Source organism: Bradyrhizobium sp. th-b2 (assembly GCF_000426785.1).
Taxonomy (GTDB): domain Bacteria; phylum Pseudomonadota; class Alphaproteobacteria; order Rhizobiales; family Xanthobacteraceae; genus Bradyrhizobium; species Bradyrhizobium septentrionale.
This window is the reverse complement of sequence record NZ_AUGA01000012.1, coordinates 21,164-42,430: the sequence shown is the minus strand read 5'-3', so window position 1 is coordinate 42,430 and position 21,267 is coordinate 21,164. Positions and strand designations below refer to the sequence as shown.

At 64.2% G+C, this 21,267-nt stretch carries 20 protein-coding genes; 5 read left to right on the top strand and 15 right to left on the bottom strand.

Going from position 1 to position 21,267, the window contains the following annotated elements:
• Positions 1 to 62: 62 nt before the first annotated feature.
• The 4 genes from mdlC to K359_RS0116355 all read right to left on the bottom strand — a co-directional run bounded on the left by mdlC (position 63) and on the right by K359_RS0116355 (position 3,867).
• Positions 63 to 1,691, bottom strand: coding sequence for a benzoylformate decarboxylase (gene mdlC / locus K359_RS0116370; RefSeq protein WP_029080311.1), 1,629 nt, complete (start codon positions 1,689 to 1,691; stop codon positions 63 to 65).
• Positions 1,692 to 1,835: 144 nt separating this feature from the next.
• Entirely contained in the window at positions 1,836 to 2,723 is an 888-nt protein-coding gene (gene blaBJP / locus K359_RS0116365; RefSeq protein WP_029080310.1) for a BJP family subclass B3 metallo-beta-lactamase, read from the bottom strand.
• A 140-nt stretch (positions 2,724 to 2,863) separates the two neighbouring features.
• Positions 2,864 to 3,247: a tautomerase family protein gene (locus tag K359_RS0116360; RefSeq protein WP_029080309.1), complete on the bottom strand. Its 384-nt coding sequence runs from the start codon at positions 3,245 to 3,247 to the stop codon at positions 2,864 to 2,866.
• A gap of 113 nt (positions 3,248 to 3,360) precedes the next feature.
• On the bottom strand, positions 3,361 to 3,867 hold the full coding sequence (locus tag K359_RS0116355) for a helix-turn-helix domain-containing protein (RefSeq protein WP_029080308.1): 507 nt from the start codon (positions 3,865 to 3,867) through the stop codon (positions 3,361 to 3,363).
• 114 nt (positions 3,868 to 3,981) lie between these two features.
• On the opposite strand from K359_RS0116355, the gene K359_RS52160 reads away from it, so the two are divergent.
• Both K359_RS52160 and K359_RS0116340 read left to right on the top strand, forming a co-directional pair.
• Complete coding sequence (locus K359_RS52160; RefSeq protein ID WP_035976677.1) at positions 3,982 to 4,587, top strand: VOC family protein; 606 nt, start codon at positions 3,982 to 3,984, stop codon at positions 4,585 to 4,587.
• A gap of 22 nt (positions 4,588 to 4,609) precedes the next feature.
• Positions 4,610 to 4,903, top strand: a complete 294-nt coding sequence (locus K359_RS0116340; protein WP_029080429.1) for a putative quinol monooxygenase — start codon at positions 4,610 to 4,612, stop codon at positions 4,901 to 4,903.
• 5 nt (positions 4,904 to 4,908) lie between these two features.
• On the opposite strand, the gene K359_RS52155 is transcribed toward K359_RS0116340, so the two are convergent.
• From K359_RS52155 to K359_RS0116315, 5 genes are all read right to left on the bottom strand, one after another.
• The gene (locus K359_RS52155; RefSeq protein ID WP_245284630.1) at positions 4,909 to 5,865 is read right to left on the bottom strand and encodes an MBL fold metallo-hydrolase; all 957 of its coding nucleotides are present in this window, start codon (positions 5,863 to 5,865) and stop codon (positions 4,909 to 4,911) included.
• Between the two features lie 138 nt (positions 5,866 to 6,003).
• Complete coding sequence (gene hisC, locus K359_RS0116330; protein ID WP_029080306.1) at positions 6,004 to 7,056, bottom strand: histidinol-phosphate transaminase; 1,053 nt, start codon at positions 7,054 to 7,056, stop codon at positions 6,004 to 6,006.
• A gap of 105 nt (positions 7,057 to 7,161) precedes the next feature.
• Entirely contained in the window at positions 7,162 to 8,010 is an 849-nt protein-coding gene (locus tag K359_RS0116325) for a MaoC family dehydratase N-terminal domain-containing protein (protein WP_029080305.1), read from the bottom strand.
• A 26-nt stretch (positions 8,011 to 8,036) separates the two neighbouring features.
• Positions 8,037 to 9,137 (bottom strand): CaiB/BaiF CoA-transferase family protein, encoded by a 1,101-nt coding sequence (locus K359_RS0116320; protein WP_029080304.1) that lies wholly within the window; start codon positions 9,135 to 9,137, stop codon positions 8,037 to 8,039.
• 10 nt (positions 9,138 to 9,147) lie between these two features.
• Positions 9,148 to 10,317 (bottom strand): acyl-CoA dehydrogenase family protein, encoded by a 1,170-nt coding sequence (locus K359_RS0116315; RefSeq protein ID WP_029080303.1) that lies wholly within the window; start codon positions 10,315 to 10,317, stop codon positions 9,148 to 9,150.
• A 122-nt stretch (positions 10,318 to 10,439) separates the two neighbouring features.
• Between K359_RS0116315 and K359_RS0116310 the strand changes: the two genes are divergently transcribed.
• Positions 10,440 to 11,363, top strand: coding sequence for a LysR substrate-binding domain-containing protein (locus tag K359_RS0116310; RefSeq protein WP_029080302.1), 924 nt, complete (start codon positions 10,440 to 10,442; stop codon positions 11,361 to 11,363).
• 14 nt (positions 11,364 to 11,377) lie between these two features.
• Here K359_RS0116310 and K359_RS0116305 read toward each other — a convergent pair whose 3' ends face one another.
• Together K359_RS0116305 and K359_RS0116300 are read right to left on the bottom strand one after the other, a co-directional pair.
• Positions 11,378 to 11,971, bottom strand: coding sequence for a thiamine pyrophosphate-dependent enzyme (locus tag K359_RS0116305; RefSeq protein WP_029080301.1), 594 nt, complete (start codon positions 11,969 to 11,971; stop codon positions 11,378 to 11,380).
• Positions 11,971 to 12,531 carry a thiamine pyrophosphate-binding protein gene (locus K359_RS0116300; RefSeq protein WP_156928524.1) on the bottom strand — a complete coding sequence of 187 codons (561 nt, stop codon included), beginning with the start codon at positions 12,529 to 12,531 and terminating at the stop codon, positions 11,971 to 11,973. Before K359_RS0116300 ends, K359_RS0116305 begins: the two co-directional genes overlap by 1 nt.
• 352 nt (positions 12,532 to 12,883) lie before the next feature.
• On the opposite strand from K359_RS0116300, the gene K359_RS0116295 reads away from it, so the two are divergent.
• Positions 12,884 to 14,611, top strand: coding sequence for an adenylate/guanylate cyclase domain-containing protein (locus K359_RS0116295; RefSeq protein ID WP_029080299.1), 1,728 nt, complete (start codon positions 12,884 to 12,886; stop codon positions 14,609 to 14,611).
• A 166-nt stretch (positions 14,612 to 14,777) separates the two neighbouring features.
• A complete protein-coding gene (locus K359_RS0116290; protein ID WP_029080298.1) occupies positions 14,778 to 15,731 on the top strand; it encodes an ABC transporter substrate-binding protein in 954 nt (317 codons plus the stop codon).
• 73 nt (positions 15,732 to 15,804) lie between these two features.
• Here K359_RS0116290 and K359_RS0116285 read toward each other — a convergent pair whose 3' ends face one another.
• The 4 genes from K359_RS0116285 to K359_RS0116270 form a co-directional block, all read right to left on the bottom strand.
• Complete coding sequence (locus tag K359_RS0116285; RefSeq protein WP_245284629.1) at positions 15,805 to 17,634, bottom strand: bifunctional 2-polyprenyl-6-hydroxyphenol methylase/3-demethylubiquinol 3-O-methyltransferase UbiG; 1,830 nt, start codon at positions 17,632 to 17,634, stop codon at positions 15,805 to 15,807.
• 224 nt (positions 17,635 to 17,858) lie between these two features.
• Positions 17,859 to 19,133 (bottom strand): cytochrome P450, encoded by a 1,275-nt coding sequence (locus K359_RS0116280; protein WP_029080296.1) that lies wholly within the window; start codon positions 19,131 to 19,133, stop codon positions 17,859 to 17,861.
• 30 nt (positions 19,134 to 19,163) lie between these two features.
• Positions 19,164 to 20,435 (bottom strand): cytochrome P450, encoded by a 1,272-nt coding sequence (locus tag K359_RS0116275; protein WP_029080295.1) that lies wholly within the window; start codon positions 20,433 to 20,435, stop codon positions 19,164 to 19,166.
• A 243-nt stretch (positions 20,436 to 20,678) separates the two neighbouring features.
• Positions 20,679 to 21,038 (bottom strand): hypothetical protein, encoded by a 360-nt coding sequence (locus K359_RS0116270; protein WP_029080294.1) that lies wholly within the window; start codon positions 21,036 to 21,038, stop codon positions 20,679 to 20,681.
• Between the last annotated feature and the right edge of the window lie 229 nt (positions 21,039 to 21,267).

Sequence of the window (21,267 nt, the reverse complement as noted above, 5' to 3'; positions counted from 1 at the left end):
ATTCGTATCCGCGGCCAGAACGATGGGTTTCGCTTCGCTCTACGCATCCTACGGATCGCCGCTCAGCTCTTCTGCGTGTAGAGCAGCGGCACCGCGGAATCCACCATCACCTCGATCAGGCTGGTGCCCTGATGCGACAGGCCACGCTTGTAGGCGCTCGCGAGCTCGGCCGATTTCGTCACCCGCATTGCATCGCAGCCCATGCCTTCGGCGAGCTTGACGAAATCGATGCCGGGCAAATCGAGGCCTGGCACGTTGCGCACCTGCATCACCTGGCTGAATGAGCGCATCGCGCCGTAGCCGGAATTGTTCAGCACCACGACCGTCAGCGGCAGCGTGCGCTGCGCGGCGGTCCACAGCGCCTGGATCGAATACATCGCCGAGCCGTCGCCGATCAGGCAGACCGTGCGGCCCTCGTGGCGCCCGAGCGCCATGCCGACCGCGGCGGGCAGGCTGTAGCCGAGGCCGCCGCTCGCCATGGTGTAAAAGCTGTCCTGGCCGCGCATCGGCATCGCCTTCTGCATCAGCGGGCGGTGCGACGGCACTTCCTCGACCAGCGCATCGTGCGGCCCCATCGCGGCCGCGAGCACGTGCAGCGCGTATTCGGCGGGAATCGGATCGCCGGCCGCGGGCGCCGGCGGCAGGACGCGTCCCGCGGCTGCGGTGCGCCTGGTCTCGGGCAATAGCTCGAGCAGCGCCGACAGCGCCGGCTTCATGGTCGCGACGATGCTACGGCCGGTGGGTGTCATCGCCGCAGCGTCCGGATCGTCGGTGATCTGGAAGATCGTGGTCGCGCCGTCGAAGATCGCGGCATGGCCTTCGACATGGAAGGTGAACACCGGCGCGCCGACCACGACGACGAGATCGTGATCGCGCAGCGCGTCGGACAGCTGGTCGGGTGCGGCATGCAGGAAGCCGGCAAATTGCGGATGCCGCTCGGGGAACGAGCAGCGCGCCGAGAACGGGCTGGCCCAGACCGCGGCCTTGGTCTTCTCGGCGACCTTCACCATGAGGTCGACGGCTTGCGCGCGATCGACGGCGGGGCCGACAACGAGGGCAGGGCGCTTGGCCTCGCCGAGCGCGGTCACCAGCGCTTGCATCGCTGACAGTTCAGGGCCGACCTCGCGGCTGACCTGGCGCGCATCGATAGGCTGCGTCGCATGCGCCCAATCGTCGATCGGCACCGAGACGAAGGTCGGCCCGCAGGGTGGCTGCATCGCGACATAATAGGCGCGCGCGATCGCGGCGGGCACGTCCTCGGCGCGCGCCGGCTCGACGGCGAATTTCACATAGGGACGCGGAAATTCGGACGCGCGCTCGGCATAGAGGAAGGCCTGCAGCGGCATGATCGAGCGCGCCTGCTGGCCCGCGGTGATGACGAGCGGGGTCTGGTTGCGATAGGCGTTGTAGATGTTGCCGAGCGCGTTGCCGACGCCGGCCGCCGAGTGCAGATTGACGAAACCGGCATTGCGCGTCGCCAGCGCATAGCCGTCGGCCATACCGACGACCGAAGCCTCCTGCAAACCGAGCACGTAATCGATGTCATCGGGCCAGTCGCTCAGGAACGGCAATTCGGTCGAGCCGGGATTGCCGAACACCTTTTTGATGCCCCACGCGCGCAGCAGGCCGAAGGTGGCGTCCTTGACGGTGACGGTCTTGCCCTTGCCGGCGGCGGGCTTGCGGGACGACATCGGGCGGCTCCCATTGCTGTCTTGTTGTGTTCCGTCATTGCGTGCTGCGAAAGCGGAAAGGCAATCCACCTGTCGATGGATTGCCTGGCGATGTCAAGCCGCTGCAACCTTAGTTGCCGCGGCAACGGCCGAAAAACAGCGTGATCAATTGGCCTTCTGCAACGCGGCGGTCTGCTTGGCGATCTGCTTGTCGAAATCCTGCTCGAGGCCCGCCACATAGCTGGCGTTTTCGCCGGGCTTGACGAACGGGTTGGGTGCGCCGTCCTTCATCTGCGCGCGCTTGGCCTGCATGTCATAAACCTCCGGATGCGGCCCGAGCAGCACGTCGACCTTCATTCCCTTGACCTTGGCGAAGGTCGAGCGGTAGTCGTCGACGATGCCGGTATAGGTCGGGCGGCCGACCAGCCGGTTCAGCGCCACCGTCCCGCTGCAGAAGAACAGCACGGTGCGTTCCTGGTTGCCGTCCTTCACCGTCATCTCCCAGCTGGTGCAGCCGGGCGAATGGCCGGGCGTGGTGTGCGCGGTCAGCGTCACGTCGCCGAGCGTCACCTTGTCGCCTTCCTTGACGGTGCGATCGACCTTGACCGGCGGAAAGCCGAGATCGGTGTTCTTCTCGTCGCCCGGATAGTAGCCGCCTTCAAGCAGCGGCTTGTCGCGTTCGCCGGCGATCAGCTGCGCGCCGGTCTCCTGCTTGATCTCGGCAAAGCCGCCGGTGTGATCGAGATGGGCGTGGGTGTTGAGGATTTCCTTGATGTCGGCGACCTTGAAGCCGAGCTTGGCGATGTTGTCCTTGATCATGCCGGTCGACTGCTGCATCGCCGTATCCATCAGGATCAGCCCTTGCGGCGTCTTGATGATGTAGACCGCGATGCCGTCAGTGCCGACATAATAGATGTTGCCGATCAGCTGAAACGGTTCGAACGGCGCGGTCCATTTCTTCATGACTGTCGCCATGAAATCCTTGAGCGTCTGTGCCTGCGCACCGGTTGCGATCAGCGTAAGCGCACACAGCGCGGCTGCGATCGTCCTCATGGTTGCCTCCCTGTTTGTTGTTGTTCGTGCAGGCGCACTATGCGGGCTGGCAATGCCGATCGCAAGCGGCGGACGGCCGGCATTTTGCCGAGCCGCCATGCAGACAGCGAACCGTCCGCCGCGTCCCTGTTCCCCGGGGGTCAGCTTGCGTATTGGGCGATGCCGTTGCCGAACGACCAGTTTTCCTTGGCGACCTCGACCAGGCTGATGAAGATATCGTCCGGGCGGCCCTGCAACTGGCTCTGGAAATCGTCCACGATCCGCTTGTAGAACGCCTTCTTCATTTCGACCGTACGCCCGGCATTCAACGTGATCTGGATGAAGATAAGATCGTCGCTGTAGGTGTTGCCGAGATAGCTTTCGGTGTAGTTCAGGTCGCCGCGATCATGCTCGGTGATGATCTGAAACTTGTCATTCTGCGGCACGTTGATCACATCGAGCATCGCCTTGTAGACGATCTCGCCCAGGGTCTTGCGGTATTCGGCGGACTTGCCGCGCTTCAGGTCGATGCGAACGAATGGCATGGTGGTCTCCGTTTGTTGTGCAGGGCTCGGCCGGGTCGGCCCCGTGTGATCGAGACGCTGCGACGGTGCGAAGACTTTCGCGTCGTCCGCTTGCGCCGGCGGCGTCGGGGAATTCAGCGGGTCGCCTTGAAGGCCTCCCAGCGCGCGTCACGCTCTCTCTGGTATTTTGGCATTCGCTCGGCGGCCATGTCGGCCCAATGCAGCGGCTCGCCACAGGCCTGGCAGACCGGACCGAGTCCGGCCGGCTTGCCGCAGGTGAGGTGGGTGTAGTTCATGGAAAGACCGTCCCTGGGCGACTTGCACCAGGTCTCGCCCCAGGCACGCAGCGCGAACATCACGGGGAAGAACGCCGCGCCCTTCTCCGTCAAATGATACTCGTGGCGCAGCGGATGCTTGTTGTAGATGCGGCGCGTCACCAGTCCGTTGGCCTCCAGCTTCTTCAGCCGTGCCGCGATCATCTGGGGTGTCGCGCCGGTGTAGGCCTGAACCTCCTCGAAGCGGTGGTTGCGCGCGAACAGCTCGCGCAGCACCAGCACGGTCCAGCGATCGCCCACGACGGTCTCCGCGCGTGCCACCGGACAGAGCGTTCGGTCAGCAGGGTTGCCCTTTGGCTTTGCCATCACGTTTTCTTCATTCAGCATTGTTACTATGATTTTCATAGTGATATGCGCTATCGTGGATCCGGGTGCAACGGGCATCTTCCGCCCGGTCCCTCACATTTCAAGGAGCGGGCCATGGGTACCGAAAGCATGGGTTCGAAGCCGGGCGTCGACATGAAGCTCGAAGTCGTCGTGATCCCGGTGTCCGATGTCGATCGCGCCAAGCGCTTCTATGAGAACCTGGGCTGGCGGCTCGACGCCGATTTCGTCAGGGCGGACGGCTCCCGCGCGCTTCAATTGACGCCGCCGGGCTCGCCGACCTCTGTTCATCTCGACAAGGGATCCGCGCTGCCGCGCTTCCTGATCGTGAACGACATCGCGGCGGCGCGCGCCGAGTTGATCGCGCGCGGCGTCGATGTCAGCGAGGTGTTCCACCGCGGGCCGCAAGGCCGCATCAAGGGACCGGATCCGGAGCGGCCGAGCTACGGCTCGCTTGCCACGTTCAGCGATCCCGACGGCAATGTCTGGCTGCTGCAGCAGGTCACGCAGCGCCTGCCCGGACGTGTCGATGGAAACAGCACGACCTTCACTTCGACGACCGATCTCGCCGCCGCACTGCGCCGCGCAGCCACCGCCCATGGCGAGCACGAAAAGCGGACCGGTGGACACGATGCGAACTGGCCGGACTGGTACGCCGACTACATCGTCCGCGAGCAGGCCGGCAAGCCGCTGCCGGAATGATCAACCAAACAGGAGAATCGTCATGACCAAGCTTGCACTCATTGCCACCGTCGAGGTCGCGCCAGAGAAGCGGGATCAGGTGCTGTCGCTGCTATCGGCGCACGGCGCCCGGTCGCTGAAGGACGAGCCGGGTACGCTGCATTTCGAGATCCTGGTGCCGCGCGAGGATGCCTCGAAACTGCTGATCTATGAGGTCTATCAGGATGACGCCGCTTTCGAGGCGCATCGCAGCGCGCAATCGATCAAGCAGTTTCGCGAAGAGACCGCAGGGTTCGGCATCAAGATTACCGCGACGCGGTGCACGCCCGCCGGGTAGTCGCCTCACGGCTCACTGAGTCTGGTCTCGCGTTTCCATGGCGGTAAGCCGCGGCTCCGCGCATCGCGGTCTCCCCCATGCCCGATGTCGAACACCGGCGCGTAGCGGTTGCCGTCTCGACGGATATGGGCGCAGCGCGAGCCACGGAAGTGGGCGGGTATGACGAGCCGGTCGCTGTCTGCGGCCTCTGCCAGGATTTTCGTGCGCGTCTCGCCCGCCAGCTGCGGGTCGGCACAGGATGACGTCGAGAGATCGGGCTGGAAGACCTGCACCGGATTGTGCACGGCATCCCCGCAGAAGATCGCACGATGTTGTGGGTAGTCGACGAGCAGACCCATCTGCCCGCTGGTGTGGCCCGGCAGGGGCACGAGCCGCAGACCGGGACCGAGCTCATGGCCGTCGTCGACCAGATCGACACGGCCTGCCTCGACGATCGGAATGACGCTCTGTTCCAGGGCGCGGGCGTGGATCGGCGCGGCCCGGCCGGTATCGTGTTGCGTCATCCAGTCGGCAAGCTCGCGGCGGCCGAACAGATAGCGCGCGTTGGGAAAGGTCGGCTGCCAGCGGCCATTGTCCTGGCGCGTATTCCAGCCGACGTGATCGACATGCAGATGGGTGCAGAACACCAGATCGATGTCGGCCGGATCGATACCGCTCCCGCGCAACCGATCAAGGAAGCCGCTGCCGCTCCGCCGGTGCCAGGCTGGGATCTCGGGGATGTCCTTGTGTTCGCCGATGCAGGAGTCGATCAGCAGGGTGCGTCCGCCCGTTCGCACCACGAAGCTCTGGATCGCGTGTTTCGCCTGGTCCCGGGCGAGATCGATAAACACCGGCTCCAGGATATCGCGATGCGCTTCGATCAGGCTTCGATCATACCCGGGCAGAAACTCGGACAGCGGAAGCGCAAAATCATCGTCATCGACGATGACGTCGACGGTCGCGTCGCCGATCGCAAAACGCATGACAGCTCCTTCCCGGAGAACCGTGCCATCTCGCCACGGGGCGCATCGTCGTTCAGTTGCTTTGCCGCGCCGCCGGCTCGAAGCTCACTATGCGGGTTGCCGCTATCGATCGCAAGTTGCGTGGCTCGCGGAAGGTGATCAGACCATGCCGCGCAGCAGGTCGATCAGGCGGCCGCACTCATCGTCCGTTCCGACCGTGATGCGCAAAAAGTCCTCGATCCGCGGCTTCTGGAAATGCCGGACCAGGACGCCGCGCTCGCGCAGCCGGGCGGCGAGATCCGCGCCACGGTGGCCGGGGTGGCGGGCGAACACGAAATTCGCCAGCGAGGGCAGCACCTCGAAGCCAAGCTCAGTGAGGCCGCGGACCAGCGCCTCGCGGCTCCGGATGATGCGTTGCCGCGTCTCCTCGAACCAGGCCTCGTCCTCGATCGAGGCGACGGCACCCGCGATCGCAAAGCAATCCAGCGGATAGGAGTTGAAGCTGTCCTTTACCCGCTCCAGCGCCTCGATCAGCGGGCGTTGGCCGATCGCGAAGCCGACCCGAAGGCCCGCCAGCGCGCGCGACTTCGACAGCGTCTGCACCACCAGCAGATTGTCGTGCCGCGCGACCAGCGGCACGGCGCTCTCGGCGCCGAAGTCGACATAGGCCTCGTCGACCACCACCAGCCGGTCGGGATGCTCGGTGACAAGCGCCTCGATTGCCGCACGTGGCAGCGCGATGCCGGTCGGCGCGTTCGGATTGCACAGCAGGATGGCGCTGCCTGGCCGCCGATAGTCGGACAAATTCACCCGCATCGCGGCATCGAGCGGCACCACCTCGTAGCTGACGCCATAGAGGCGGCAATAGACCGGGTAGAAGCTGTAGGTGATGTCGGGGAACAGCAGCGGCGCGTCGTGCTTCAGCAGCGCCGGAAAGGCGTGGGCCAGCACCTCGTCCGAGCCGTTGCCGACGAACACTTCATCTGGCGTGACGCCATAGCGCGCCGCGATCGCCTCCCGCAGGGCGGTTGCACGGGGATCCGGGTAGAGCCGCAGGCGATCGGTCGTCGCTGTGATCGCCGCCAGCGCGCGCGGCGACGGCGGGTAGGGATTCTCGTTGGTATTGAGCTTGACGAGGCCATCGATCTTCGGCTGCTCGCCGGGCACGTATGGCGACAGATTGTGGACGACCGAACTCCAGAAGCGACTCATGATCCCGTGATCCATGGCTGAATGCGATCACAGTAAAGGATGCGAGAGGCCAGCGAAAGACGGCCCTTCACTTCTCGTGGTCTTGATATGCGTCCGGCTCAGGCTCTACCAGGTCCCCGTGCCCTTCATGGTCGGCTGGCCCTCGGCATTCGCGGTCCACAGCTCCATGCCGCCGTCCTTGTCGTTGGCATTGATCGAGAACTCGCTGCCCTCGAACAGCGGCTGCACGCCGCGATAGGACAGCTTCTTTGGCGGCTTGCCGCCGCGCAGCTTGGCCGCGAGCTCGACGATGAATGAGGCCTGCAGCGGCCCGTGGAAGATCAGGCCAGGATAGCCCTCGACCTTGGTGACGTAGTCGCGGTCGTAATGGATACGGTGGCCGTTGAAGGTCAGCGCCGAATAACGAAACAGCAGCACCGGGTCGGAGACGTGGCTCTCGCGATGCTGCGCGACCGGAGGCGGCGGCGCCTTGGCGGGCGCTGCGGCCTGCGTCGTCATCTCGCGATAGACGATGTCCTGCCGCTCGCGGACCGCAAGCCCGCGCGACGTCGTCACCTCGTGATTGACCGAGACGAAGCACAGCGTGCCGGTCGAGCCCGATTTCACCGTGACGTCTGCAATGCGCGAGGTCCGCTTGGCGTCGTCGCCGATGCGCAAGCTATCGAAGAATTCGAGCTCGCCGCCGGCCCACATCCGGCGCGGCAGCGGCACCGGCGGCAGGAAACCGCCGCGGGTCGGATGGCCGTCCTGGCTCAATTGCGACATCGCAAACACCGGCTGCGCCAGGCACCAATGCGTGGTCCACGGCGCGGCATCGCCCGCCTTCGGCTCGCCGATCTCCTGGAACAGCGTCGCGCGCAGGCCCATCACGAGATATTTGGTGACGACGTCGGAGGCCTCCTGGGAGCGGCCGATCCACTGGCGGAGATGATCGAGGTCGAGTTTGTCGGTCATGAGATTTTGCCCGGGCAGGAGGGATTTCAGGATCGCTTGGTGCGCTCGCCGATCGCGGGCACCTTGCCGTAGTGCCTGTCCTCGCCAACGACGATCGCGGCCGGCGCCGGATAGCTGACCTTGCCGTTCGGCGTGTCGACCTCGATGCGGCGCAGATGCGGATGTTTTGCGAGATCGTCCATACTGTTGACCTCGGCAAAGGCGATGTCGGCCTCGGCGAGCTTGGCCAGCAATTCCTCGCGCGTGAGCTTGCCAAAGCTGTCGCTGACGATCTGGTCGGTCAGCGCGCGGTTGCGCACCCGCTCGACCATGTTGGCAAAGCGCGGATCGTCAGGCAGGGCAGGCTGTCCCAGCACCTTGGCGCACAGCGTCTTCCACTCGCGCTCGCTCTGGATCGAGATCAGGATTTCCTTGCCGTCCTTCGAGCGGAACACGCCATAGGGCGCGATCGAGGGATGGGCGAGGCCGATCCGCTTCGGCGACTTGCCGTCTTCGGCATTGAGTAGCGGCACGGTGAGCCAGTCGGCCATCACGTCGAACATCGAGATCCGTATGTCGGCTCCCTCTCCGGTGCGGCCGCGCCCGATCAGCGCCTCGAGGATCGAGGCATGCGCGGTAGCGCCGGTCGCGACATCGACGATCGACATGCCGACGCGCGAGGCGCCCTCGGGGCCGCCGGTGATCGAGGCGAGGCCGCTCTCGGCCTGGATCAACAGGTCATAGGCCTTGCGGTCGGCGTAGGGGCCGGTGTCGCCATAGCCCGTGATCGTGCACATGATCAGCTTCGGATAGTCCTTGCGCAGCCGCTCGCGCGAAAAGCCGAGCTTGTCCATTGAGCCCGGCTTCAGGTTTTGCAGCAGCACGTCGGCGCCTGCGATCAGCTCCTCCAGCGTGGCGCGGCCCTCCTTGGTGGCGAGATCAACGACGGCGGAATCCTTGCCGCGGTTGAGCCACACGAAATAGCTGCTCTGGCCCTTCGCCGCGGCATCATAGCCGCGGGCGAAATCGCCCTCGGGCCGCTCGATCTTGATTACATGGGCGCCGGCGTCCGCCAGGCGTGACGAGCAGAACGGCGCGGCAACCGCCTGTTCGACGGCGATGACGGTCAATCCCTCAAGCGGCAGCATGATCGAGAACTCAGTAGGAGCGGGGCATGCCGAGCACATGCTCGGCGACGAAGGACAGGATCAGGTTGGTCGAGATCGGCGCCACCTGGTAGAGCCGGGTCTCGCGGAATTTACGCTCGACGTCGTATTCCTCGGCGAAGCCGAAGCCGCCATGGGTCTGCACGCAGGCATTGGCCGCTTCCCAGGAGGCATCCGCGGCCAGCATCTTGGCCATGTTGGCCTCGGCGCCGCAATCGAGCCCGGCCTCATATTTGCGGGTGGCTTCCTTCACCATCAGCTCGGCCGCGCGCATCGAGGCGTAGGCTTTTGCAATTGGAAACTGGATCCCTTGATTCTGGCCGATCGGCCGGCCGAATACGCTGCGCTCCTTGGCGTAGTTGGTCGCCTTCTGGATGAACCATTTGGCGTCGCCGACGCATTCGGCCGCGATCAGGATGCGCTCGGCATTCATGCCGGAGAGGATGTACCGAAAGCCCTTGCCTTCCTCGCCGATCAGATTCTCCGCCGGCACCTTCATGTCGGTGAAGAACACTTCGGTGGTGGCGTGGTTCATCATGGTGCGGATGGGGCGGATTTCGAGGCCCTTGCCCTTGACCTCGCGCATGTCGACGATGAACACCGAAAGCCCGTCGGTGCGCTTCCTCGACTGCTCCTTCGGCGTGGTGCGCGCCAGTAGCACCATCAGGTCGGAATATTCGGCGCGGCTGGTCCAGATCTTCTGGCCGTTGACGACGTAATGGTCGCCCTCGCGGCGCGCGAAGGTTTTCAGCGACGAGGTATCGGTGCCGCTGGTCGGCTCGGTGACGCCGAACGCCTGCAGCCGCAACGCGCCGGTCGCGACCTTCGGCAGATACTTGGCCTTCTGCGCGTCGTTGCCGTGCCGCAGCACGGTGCCCATCGTGTACATCTGGGCGTGGCAGCCGCCGCCATTGCAGCCGGCGCGCTGGATCTCTTCCAGGATCGCGGCTGCCGCCGACAATTTCAGGCCCGCGCCGCCATATTCCTCGGGGATCAAGACCGAGAGATAGCCGGCCTCCGTCAGCGCATCGACGAATTCCTTCGGATAGGCCATCTGGCGATCGAGCTTGCGCCAGTATTCGCCGGGAAACTGCGCGCAGAGTTTTGCCACCGCGTCGCGGATGTCTGTGTGGTCGTCGCTGTGCTGATCGTGTGTGGTCATTGTTTCATCTTGCCGAGAGGTTGTGCCTGAAGCAGGCCAATTGCCCGCTGTTGTGGGGCCCCGGTAAACTCCCTATGCTGTTTTGTTATAGCGTATGAACCTGCCTTCCAGGATTGGCAAGTATGGATTTCCGCCAGCTTAGGACCTTTGCGTGTGTCGCGGAACTCGGGAGTCTGAGCAAGGCGTCCGATACGCTGCGGGTCGCGCAGCCGGCGCTGAGCCGGCAGATCAAGCTCCTGGAGCACGAGCTGCGCACCGAATTGTTCACGCGCAACGGTCGCGGCATGGTGCTGACCGATGCCGGCCGGCTGCTGCTGGCGCGCACCGGCGGTATCGTGCGGCAGATCGACCAGATCCGGGACGACATCCAGTCCGCCGGCGGCGCGCCGTCCGGCCGCGTCGTGCTCGGGCTGGTGCCGACGGTGAGCTGCGTGTTGTCGGCGCGGCTGGCGCGGCGCACGGTGGAACGCTATCCCGGCATCTCGCTCTGCATCGTCGAAAGCTACAGCGGCCATCTGATCGAGTGGCTGCATCGCGGCGAGATGGACCTCGCGGTGATCTACGGGCCGTCGGTCGATCTGCATCTGGCGGTGCAAAGCCTCGGCCGCGATAGCATCGTCGCGGTCGGCCCGCGCGGCAGCGGGCTGAAGCAGAAGAAGCAGGTCGAGTTCGGCTGGCTGATGCGCCAGCGCCTGGTGCTGCCCAGTCACTCGCACGGGCTCCGCGCGCTGCTCGAACATGCCGCGGCCAAAAAGAAGATCGATCTCGACGTCAAGCTCGAGGCGGATTCGTTCCGCGTGCTGACCAGCCTGGTCGAGGAGGGCCTCGGATATACCTTGCTGCCGCCGTCCTCGGTGCGCGCCGAGGTGGCGGAGGGCCGGCTCGAGACCGCCTCCATCGCGCGGCCGGCGCCGCGGCGCGAGCTGACGCTGGCCTCGCCGGTCGAGCATCCCGGCTCCAATGCGATGACGCTGATCGCAAAGCTGTTGCGCGACGAGGTCGCCGCGCTGCGCGCCGAGGGGCTCTGGGATATCCAGCTCGCCTGAGCGCGGCTTGCGCATCACTTCACCGCGAAGCCGAGATGGCTGCGGAAGCGGTTCTTGAGATACGCGCCGTCGCGCGGCGGCAGCGCGCGCTCGACCTCGCCGGCGGCGATGCGGATGCGCGCCAGCCGTGGGCCGCCGCCGAGATCGCGCAGGCTCTTGCCGAAGCTTTCGACGCCGGCCATGTCGGCGATATCGGAAATGCTGGCAATGCCCGCGCCGCTCGCGATCACCTCGAGCCTGGCGCCGAGGCCGGAGTGGCTAAGCTGCATCCCGGTCTCGCCGAAATGGCCGTTGTCGAGCACCGCGATCGAGAGATTGCCGGGCTGCTTGGTGGCGATGGTCAAGAGGCTGCCGATCCCCATCAGCTGCTCACCATCGCCGGTGACGACAAGCACCGGGCGCTTCGGCTGCGCCAGCGCGAGGCCGAGCCCGACCATCGCGGCGCCGCCCATCGCGCCCCAGAGATAGAAATTGCCGGGATGCTCGCCGGCATCGAACACATCGTAGGACGAGGAGCCGAGCCCGGAGATCACGAGCAGGTCGTCGCGCTCAGTGAGCAGCGCCTTCACGGCGGCGCGGCGATCGAGAGTGCCTGTTGCGGCTGACATCAGTGCGTCTCCTTGGTCCACTTCTTGCGGCCGATCATCCGCTGCGAGATCAGCACCGCGACCTGCTGGTCGCCGTCATAGGCGAGCGAGGCGGCGGCCGAGACCACTTCCCCGGCATCGTCAGGGTTGTCCAGCCGCAGCACGGTGGTGCCCATGATCTCGAACGCCTTCGGCGTCGCCCGGCCCATCGGGATCTGCCAGGGATTGAACTCGGCCCATTCGCCGCGCATCGTCACCAGGGTCAGCAGCGGGAAGCGGCAGCTTGTCATCAGTGACAGCATGTTGACGCAATTGCCGACGCCGCTCGATTGCATCAGAAGTACCGCGCGATCGCCGCCGAGCCAGGCGCCGGCGGACAGCGCCACGCCCTCTTCCTCGGTTGTCAGCACGGTGGTCTTGATGTCGGCATCCGCATGCGACAGCTTGATCAGCTTGGAATGCCCCGCATCGGGGACATAGAACACCTGTGCCACGCCAAAATCCTTCAGCGTGCGGTAGATCGCAACCGGCCAGTCGGTGCTGGTCGCGTTGTCCTGGTGAACGGCAATCTGGTCCATCATGGCCTCGGCGGTAGCGTTTTCGAGCGAACCGGGTACCGGTTCGCGAAGAAAAACGCGTCAGTACAAGGGGCGCGCATGGGCGCGGCCTCCCGTCACAGGCTTTAGGCCAGATAGGGGCTATATTCTCTTCGCATCTGCTTTGCGCAGCTATGCCAGAATTGTATAGCCGCCAAGCGAGCGGGGAGGGCGGACGGAGCGTCTTTTGGCCGGATCGGCAGACAGCCTCATTGCAGCCAAAAAAGCGGCTCCCTATCTTCAGAATGCAAAATGGCGGCCGCCGCCGGGCATACTTTATTTCAAGGCTTCATTTTCGGCATATTGATAGACCCGTCGCATTTTCAGGTATCGGGGCATGATTGTCCGAGATCGCTTTCGCGGCCTCTTCCCAAAGTACTTTCTCGTGCTCTTCTTGGCCGTCGCGTTTCCGATTGCGATCAACGGCAGCATTGAAGCCTGGTTCGGTTACCGCGATCAGCGCGCAAGGCTGGACCAACTGCTTGGGGTTCAGGCGACGTCCGCTGCCGCCGAAATTCATAACTTCATTTCCGATATTTCAGTCCAGCTTGGCTGGCTGGTCCAGCTGCCATGGACCGACGAGGCGGATGAAGAGCGGCGGACCGATGCCTTGCGTCTGTTTCGTCAAGCGCCTGCCATTGTCAGCGTGACTCTCATCGACAACAAGGGGTTGGAGCGTCTCTATGTCTCGCGGGTCGGCCTCAATCGGATTGAAAGTCGTCTAGACCGGTCGACGGATCCTGCGGTGATCGGCGCCCACGCGAGGCAGGTTTGGTTCAGCGATGTCAGCTATCACAGGGGCTCGGAACCCTATTTGACGGTTGCTTTGGTGGGTAACCGAACCGCGGTCGGTGCAGCCATCGCCGAAGTCAATCTCAAGCTGATCTGGGACGTCGTTTCGGCGATCAAGGTGGGAGAGACCGGCCTCGCCTTTGTCCTGGACCGTCAGGGTCGCCTGATTGCCCATCCCGACATCAGCCTCGTCCTCCGTGGGATGGAAGAGAGAACCTCACAGCCATTTCGCACCATACGCGACGCGATCGGCCCGGGAGCAGGCTTTGCAACGAACCGGGACGCACAGGGACGTCAGGTTGCTGCCAGCGCGGCTCCTGTGGCGGGGCCCGACTGGACCGTTGTGGTGGCACAGCCGCTCTCTGAAGCCTACGCGCCGATCTATGCCGCCCTGCGGCGGACCGCAGTGCTTCTCGCAGGCAGCACCCTGTTTGCAGGGCTGCTGGCCTATGCATTTGCGCACCGGATGACGGAGCCGATCAAGTTGCTCGAGGAGGGGACGGAACGGATCGGCGCCGGATCGTTCGATCACCGCATTTCCATCCAGACCGGGGACGAGTTTCAGCGTCTTGCAAACAGCTTCAACAGGATGGCCGCCGAACTGGCACTCGCGCAGCAGCATCAGGAGCGTATCGCGAAGCTCAAGCGGTTTCTCGCGCCTCAGGTCGCGGATCTCGTCGATCGGGCCGGCGACGACAGCGTGCTGGATGGCCGCCGTACCGACGTCGTCGTTGTGTTTTGCGATTTGCGGGGGTTCACCGCGTTTTCCGCCGGCGTCACCCCCGAGGCAGTCATGAGCGTGCTGTCCGAATATTATGAGGTGCTGGGCCGGGTCATCGCGCAGTTCGAAGCAACGCTCATCAGCTTCTCCGGAGACGGATTGATGGTGCTGGTGAACGCACCCGTTGCGGTCGAGCAGCCGGCGTTAAGAGCCGTCGACCTTGCGATCGAAATGCAGAAGCGCGTGCAAGGGCTGATCGCCGGCTGGCGATCGCGAGGCTACCATGTTGGTTTCGGCGTTGGGCTCGCCGGCGGACCGGCCACCGTCGGCAGCATCGGGTACGAGGACCGGCTCGACTACACGGCGATCGGCAGCGTGGTCAATCTGGCGGCCCGCCTGTGCGCTTCTGCCGCAGACCGGGAAATCCTGGTCGACGCCGAGATCGCCGCAAGCGTGCGGGGCAAGCGGGCTGTGCAGGAGATCGGGAATCGACAAATCAAGGGCTTCGATGAGGCCGTTCCGGTCTCTGAAATTTCCTTTGATGTGCCCTAGCTGGTGCCGGCTCGCGGGTGCTCGGCGCAATCCGTTGGCGACTGGCTGAGCCCCCTGAGATATGCTTCGGTCGACGGCGAGCAGCGAGTTCGTGAGCATGAGATGCGTTGACGCTGGAGCAGCAACGTTGCGCGGACGTGCCAGCCGGCGCGATGTCCTCTCGTTGATGGCCGCCGCCGCGACCTGGGCGACATCCGCGCATGCGCAGAAATCGTCCATGCCGGTCATCGGCTATCTTTGCCCGGAATCGCCTGATCTGTTTGGCAGTCGGCTGAAAGCATTTCACCAGGGACTTGCCGAAGTCGGCTTCGTGGAGGGCCGCAACGTTGCGATCGAATATCGATGGGCCAACGGGCAATATGCTCGCTTGCCCGCTCTGGCCGCCGAACTGGTCGCGCACAATGTGGATGTGCTGGTCGCACCCGGCGGCGCTCCGGTCGCGCTTGCCGCCAAAGCAACCGGCACCACCACGACCATCGTCTTCGAGATGGGCGGCGATCCGGTTCAGCTGGGCGTGGTGGACAGCCTGTCGCGGCCGGGAGGCAATATCACGGGAGTCTCGAGCCTGAGCGTCGACGTGTCGCCGAAGCGGCTTGAGTTGATGCGCGAGCTGCTGCCGGCGGCCACCACATTGGGGGTCGTCACCAACCCGACAAGTCCAACTGCCGGTTCACAAGTGCAGAGGCTGCGCTCCGCCGCCGAAACCCTGGGGGTTCAGCTGCAGATCTTGAGTGCAAGCAAGGAAGATGAATTTGAATCCCTGTTCTCTGCCGTGGCGAAGGAGCAGGCAAACGGACTCGTATTCACCTCCGATCCCTATTTCGCATTTCGAAGCCAGCGACTGGCCGATCTCGCGACGAAGTATGGCGTGCCCGCCATCACGCAGACCCGCGACTTCCCCATGGCTGGAGGGTTGATGAGCTATGGAGGTGATTTTGTGCAGTCGCATCGGCGCGCGGGCATCTATGCCGGCCGGGTTCTGAAGGGCGAAAAGCCTGCCGATCTTCCGGTGCAACTGGTGACCAAGGTCGAGTTCGTGATCAACCTGAAGACCGCCAAGCTGCTTGGCCGCGAGTTCTCTGCTTCAGTTGTCAGCGGCGCGGATGAGGTGATCGAGTAAGCCGCTGGCGCACGAACTGAGCGTGCGGCCGATCGGAGGTTTTGCCTACGCTTCATGCTGGCGCCCTGAAGCCTCAGTGCGCGTTCTTGCCCGCCGTGAACACATACATGTCCCAGAACGTCTCCGGATGCTCGATCTCGAAGCGGTGCCACTGATCGAGGCTCGCCTCATCGGCCGTGCCCGGAAACTGCTTGCGAAACTTTTCCATCACCGTCGGATCGTCAAACGGTTCGAAGCCCGTGAACGACAGGCCATGATCGTTCAGGAATGCCGCGATCCCGGGGATCGTCAGGCGATGCTCCATGACGTTGAACAGCAAATCGCGGCAGCCGCTCATGCTGTAGAAATCCTTCGCGCCGATCAGTGGCTTCCACAGTTCGGCTTCGCGGAAGATGTCCTGGCGGCACCTTCTGATGTCCTCGGCGGTGGCGCGATAGCCGCGCGCGGCGATGCGGGCGCGGGCCTCCACGATCACGCGGCGCGCCAGATCGCTGTAGAGCCCGATGCGCATCGTGCCGCCCGGCCGCAGCAGCGGGACCAGCACGCGCCAGCCGGCCATCGGCTCGGCAAGATGGTGCAGCACCCCGACCGACTCGATGCTGTCGAACGTGCGACCGATCGAGCCCAATTCCAGAATATCCGCCTGCGCATATTCGATGTTGCGCAGGCCAAGCTCCCGCGTCTTGCGGCGCGCATAGGCGAGGCTGGTCATGCTGATGTCGACCGCGAGCAGACGGGCGTTCGGATAGACCTGCGCGGTCTGGATCGCGTGCGAGCCGGTACCGCAGCCTGCGATCAGGATATCGAGCTTGGCTTGCCGTTCCGCCGCCAGGGCGATCTTTCCCCGCGCCTGATCGGCGACGAGGGCCGTCAGCGGGTTGACGGTCCAGCGCGGATAGGGATTTTCCTCGTACTGGCGCATCACCTCGACGGAGACGCTGTTCTCGATGGGAGTGAGCGCCGTGATGGCGTTACGCTCGGCCATTTCCTCAAGCGGTTCGCGCAACTGTACCTTCAGCAATCCGGTGACAGCCGCAGGCCAATCCCGGTGCAGCAGCGCGTCCGCCGTTGGCAGCGCATGCAGGGGGAAATAGGCCGCAACCACCGCCAGCGTGAGCGGCGTGATGGCGGCCCCGGACGCCAGGTCCTGCAGCAGCCGGTCGCGCAGGGCGCTCGCACCTTCGGCGTCCGCCTCAGTCCGTCCATAGACATATCCGTTGATAAAGCATTGCCCGGCGAGCGCGCACGCAAAGGCAACGATATCCTCGTCCTCCGAGCCTTGATTGCCGGCGAGCCGCAGCAACTCGGCGCGCGCATATCCCAGCAGCACCTCGATCGGCATGCTTGCCAGCGTCGTCGTCTCCATCGCACAGCGCAGGAAGAGGTCGCTCGCAAGTGGCGCGACGCCTTCGGTGCCGAACAATTCGAGGTTCGTTACCGGCAGCGGCCAGTTGACGTCAATCCGCCCGAGATGGCTGGTAATGACAGGGCTCTGGAGGATGAGGCCGGCGGCCTTCGCGTCCATGCCGAGTGCAAGCGCTTTGCTGAAATGCGTCGCCGCTTTGGCGCGATTGCCCAGTGACTGGTACGAATAGCCGGCGTTGTAATGGCAGGCGGCGTTCACCTCGTCCGCAGCGATCGCTTTCACGAACATCTTCACCGCGGCGCGGTGGTCGCCGGAGGCCTGCGCCATCAGGCCGAGAAGATTCAGGCTCTGCACATGGGCAGGCTCGCGGGCAAGGATTTGCCGGCAAATCTCCTGCGCCTCGTTGAGGCGGCCCATCCCGTAGAAGCGGCTTGCTTCGGCAGCGAGGTCAGCCGCGGAGCCGAAGCCAGGGGCGTTAGGCCGCTTTGCGGACTCGTCGCGTCGCTTGTTGGCCGCACGCCGTTCTTTTCGGTTCATCTTCCGTCAACTGGCCCAGACTGCAAACGCCGCCGATCGGCACCCGAAAGGGCCGCCTGGGGCGGCGCATCCATGCGCGGCAGACATAGGGCCGATCAGGCTTGCAGCCAAGGATGATTTGGAGTGTTTTTGAGCGAAGCGGGGACCGCATCGCGTTGAAGAGATCATGTCAAGACGAAAGTCTTAAGCTCCGTTCCGGTTCGATCGGATCTGAGCTCCAGGGCTCAGCCCGGAATGCGCACCGGCAGGTTCTCGATGCCGCGCACGAAGCTGGAATAGACCCGCTTCGGCTCGCCGACCACCTCGATGCGGTCGAAGCGCTTCAGCATCTCCTGCCAGACGATCTTGAGCTGCAGCTCGGCGAGCCGCATACCGACGCAGCGGTGGATGCCGAAGCCGAATGACAGGTGGATGCGCGGCCGCGCCCGATCGATGATGAACTCGTCGGGACGGTCGATCACCTCGTCGTCGCGGTTGCCGGAGACGTACCACATCACGACGCGGTCGCCCTTCTTGATCGTCTTGCCGCCGATCTCGGTGTCGACCAGCGCGGTGCGCCGCATATGCGCGAGCGGCGTCTGCCAGCGGATCACTTCCGGCACCATGGTGTCGATCAGACCGGGGTTCTCCTTGAGCTTTTGGAACTGGTCGGGATGCTCGTGCAGCGCCAGCACCGAGCCGCTCATGGTGTTGCGCGTGGTATCGTTGCCGCCGACGATCAGCAGGATGATGTTGCCCATCAGATTGTCGGGGTCCATGTGCCGGGTGGCGTCGCTATGCGCCATCATCGACAGCAGGTCGTTCTTCGGCGGCGCGTTGACGCGCTCGTTCCAGAGCTTTGAGAAATAGGCGTAGCACTCGTCCATCTCCTGCCGGCGTTGTTCCGGCGAATTGACGACGCCGCTCTTCGGCAGCGCGGTGGAGACGTCGGACCAGCGCGTCAGCTTGCGCCGTTCCTCCCAGGGGAAGTCGAACAGCGTCGCCAGCATCTGGGTGGTCAATTCGATCGAGACGCGCTCGACGAAATTGAAGGTCTCGTTGCGCGGCAGATTGTCGAGCACGCTGGCCGAGCGCTGGCGGATCAGCTTTGCCAGCTCGTCGAGATGATCAGGCGTAAACATCGGCGACACGGTCTTGCGCTGATGGGCGTGCTTGGGCTGGTCCATCGCGATGAAGCTCGGATAGTCATAGCCGGGCGGCACGTCGCGGATCGAGATGCCGCCGAGCGTGGAATCCGAGGAGAAGATGCCGTGGCTGGTGTCGACATGCATGATGTCGTTGTACTTCACCACCGACCAGTACGGCTCGATCGGCGAATTGGTGCAGTAGTGCACCGGCTCTTCCTTGCGCAGCCGCTCGAACCACGGCCACAGCGTGTCGTTCTGGAACAGTTTTGGCGCGCCGGGGTGAAAATCCCTGAGCGGCGTCGCATAGGCCTCCTCGCGCGCCTGGCGCTCTAGCTCGACCCGATCGGCACGGATGGCGGTCTGGACGTTCATGGTTCTTGATCCCGGTTGGCTCGCGAGGCGTCAGGCGGCAATCCGCACCGGCAGCGTCTCGTAGCCCTTGATGAAACTGGAATACACCCGCAGCGGCTCCTCCACCACCTCGATCGTGTCGAAGCGCTTCAGGATTTCCTCCCAGATGATCTTGAGCTGCAGCTCGGCGAGCCGCAGGCCGACGCAGCGATGGATGCCGAAGCCGAAGGAGATGTGGGTGCGCGGGCGGGCGCGGTCGATCAGGAACTCGTAGGGCTTCTCGATCGCCTCCTCGTCGCGGTTGCCCGAGACGTACCACATCACGACCTTGTCGCCCTTCTTGATCTGGCGTCCGCGGAATTCGTAATCGGCGAGCGCGGTGCGCCGCATATGGGCAAGCGGCGTCTGCCAGCGGATCACCTCCGGAACGAAACTGTCGATCAGTGCCGGGTTCTCGCGCAGCTTGCGGTACTGCTCCGGATGCTTGCTCAGCGCATAGATGCTGCCGGACAGCGTGTTGCGCGTGGTGTCGTTGCCGCCGACGATCAAGAGGATCAGGTTGCCGAGGAAATTCTTCGGGTCCATGTTCCGCGTGGCGTCGCTGTGCGCCATCATCGAAAGCAGGTCGCTCTTCGGCGGCTGGCCGGAGCGCTCCTTCCAGAGCCTTGCGAAATAGCTCGCGCATTCCATCAGTTCGGCCTGCCGCTCGTCTTCGGTGGCGACGAGGCCGCCGGCGCCGGGCAGGGTGGTCGCGACGTCGGACCAGCGCGTCAGCTTGCGGCGGTCCTCCCAGGGGAAGTCGAACAGCACCGCGAGCATCTGCGTGGTCAATTCGATCGAGACCTTGTCAACCCAGTCGAACACGTCGCCGCGCGGCAGATTGTCGAGGCATTCGGTCGAGCGCTTGCGGATGTTGAGCGCAAGCTCGTCAAGATGCGTCGGCGTGAACATCGGCGCCACGGTCTTGCGCTGCGCGGAATGGCGCGGCTGGTCCATCGCGATGAAGCTTTCGCGGCGCAGGTCCGGCGGCACGTCGCGGATGGTGATGCCGCCGAGCGAGGCGGCCGAAGAGAACATCGCGTGGTTGGTCTCGATGTCCATGATGTCGTTGTAGCGGGTGATCGACCAGTACGGACCGAACATCGAGTCCTTGCAGTAATGCACCGGGTCCTCGCGGCGCAGCCGGTCGAAATACGGCCAGAACGTATCGGTCTTGAACAGCTCGGGATCGCCGGGATCATAGTCGGCAAGGAGAAGCGCGTTGGCGCGTTCGCGTGCGGCGTCCAAATTCACGTCTTTGACGAGATCGGCGGTCCCGTGCATGAGCGGCTCCTCAACCGTTTCGCAGCCGGGGCGTCGCCGGCGCATCATGTTTTACCGAATTACATTCTCATTCCTGCATTTGCGCAAGGGCTCTCAACGCGCATTTGGCCGCATTGTTGTCAGGCCAAAGCGGCCGAATCCGGGCCTTTCTCGCAGGCCGGGGGCAGGGGCGGCGAGCGGGTCTGTTTGAAACGGCGTTTGATTCGGCTGGGCGCATGCGAACAATGCGGGTGGAGAGGCCGCTTATTGGCTGGCGGGTTTTTCACAGGGGAAGGTATCCTGCAGGCCCCACAGCAGCAGGGAAGCGACCGCCATGTCGCCTTTCGCGGCCCGCTTGTCGGCTGACTTGAGCATGATCTCTTCCGTCTGCTCAGTGCTCAGCGCGAGGTGGTCGGGCATGCAGAACAACATTTGGCCGCCATGCCGTTTCAGCCAGGCATTGGAAGCCATCATGCCGCCGCGCGCGCCGTCCAGGTACATATGATTGAAGATGCGAAAATTCTCATTCGCTGGATTGCGATAGGACTCCAGGCGCACGTCGGCGGCAGCGGCGGGAGCTGCCGTCAGCACCAGAAGGCATGCCGACAATATCCACTTGTTCATCGCCAGGTTTCCTCGCTTCTGCGGCGGTGTTTCTACTAGCCGTTCTGTCGGTTTATCTCTGGCGGAGGTTCGAGGCGAGCGAAGCTCGCTCGCAAGGGTTGGAACAAGGGTTGGAAGGAGGGGCCGGTTGGCTCCGCCTGCGGCCGATGTCCGCAGCAGAGGCTGCACTGTTTCCGGCGATCCCGTTAAGGTAAAGCCAACCGCCCGCCGTCAAAAACACCCCCGCACT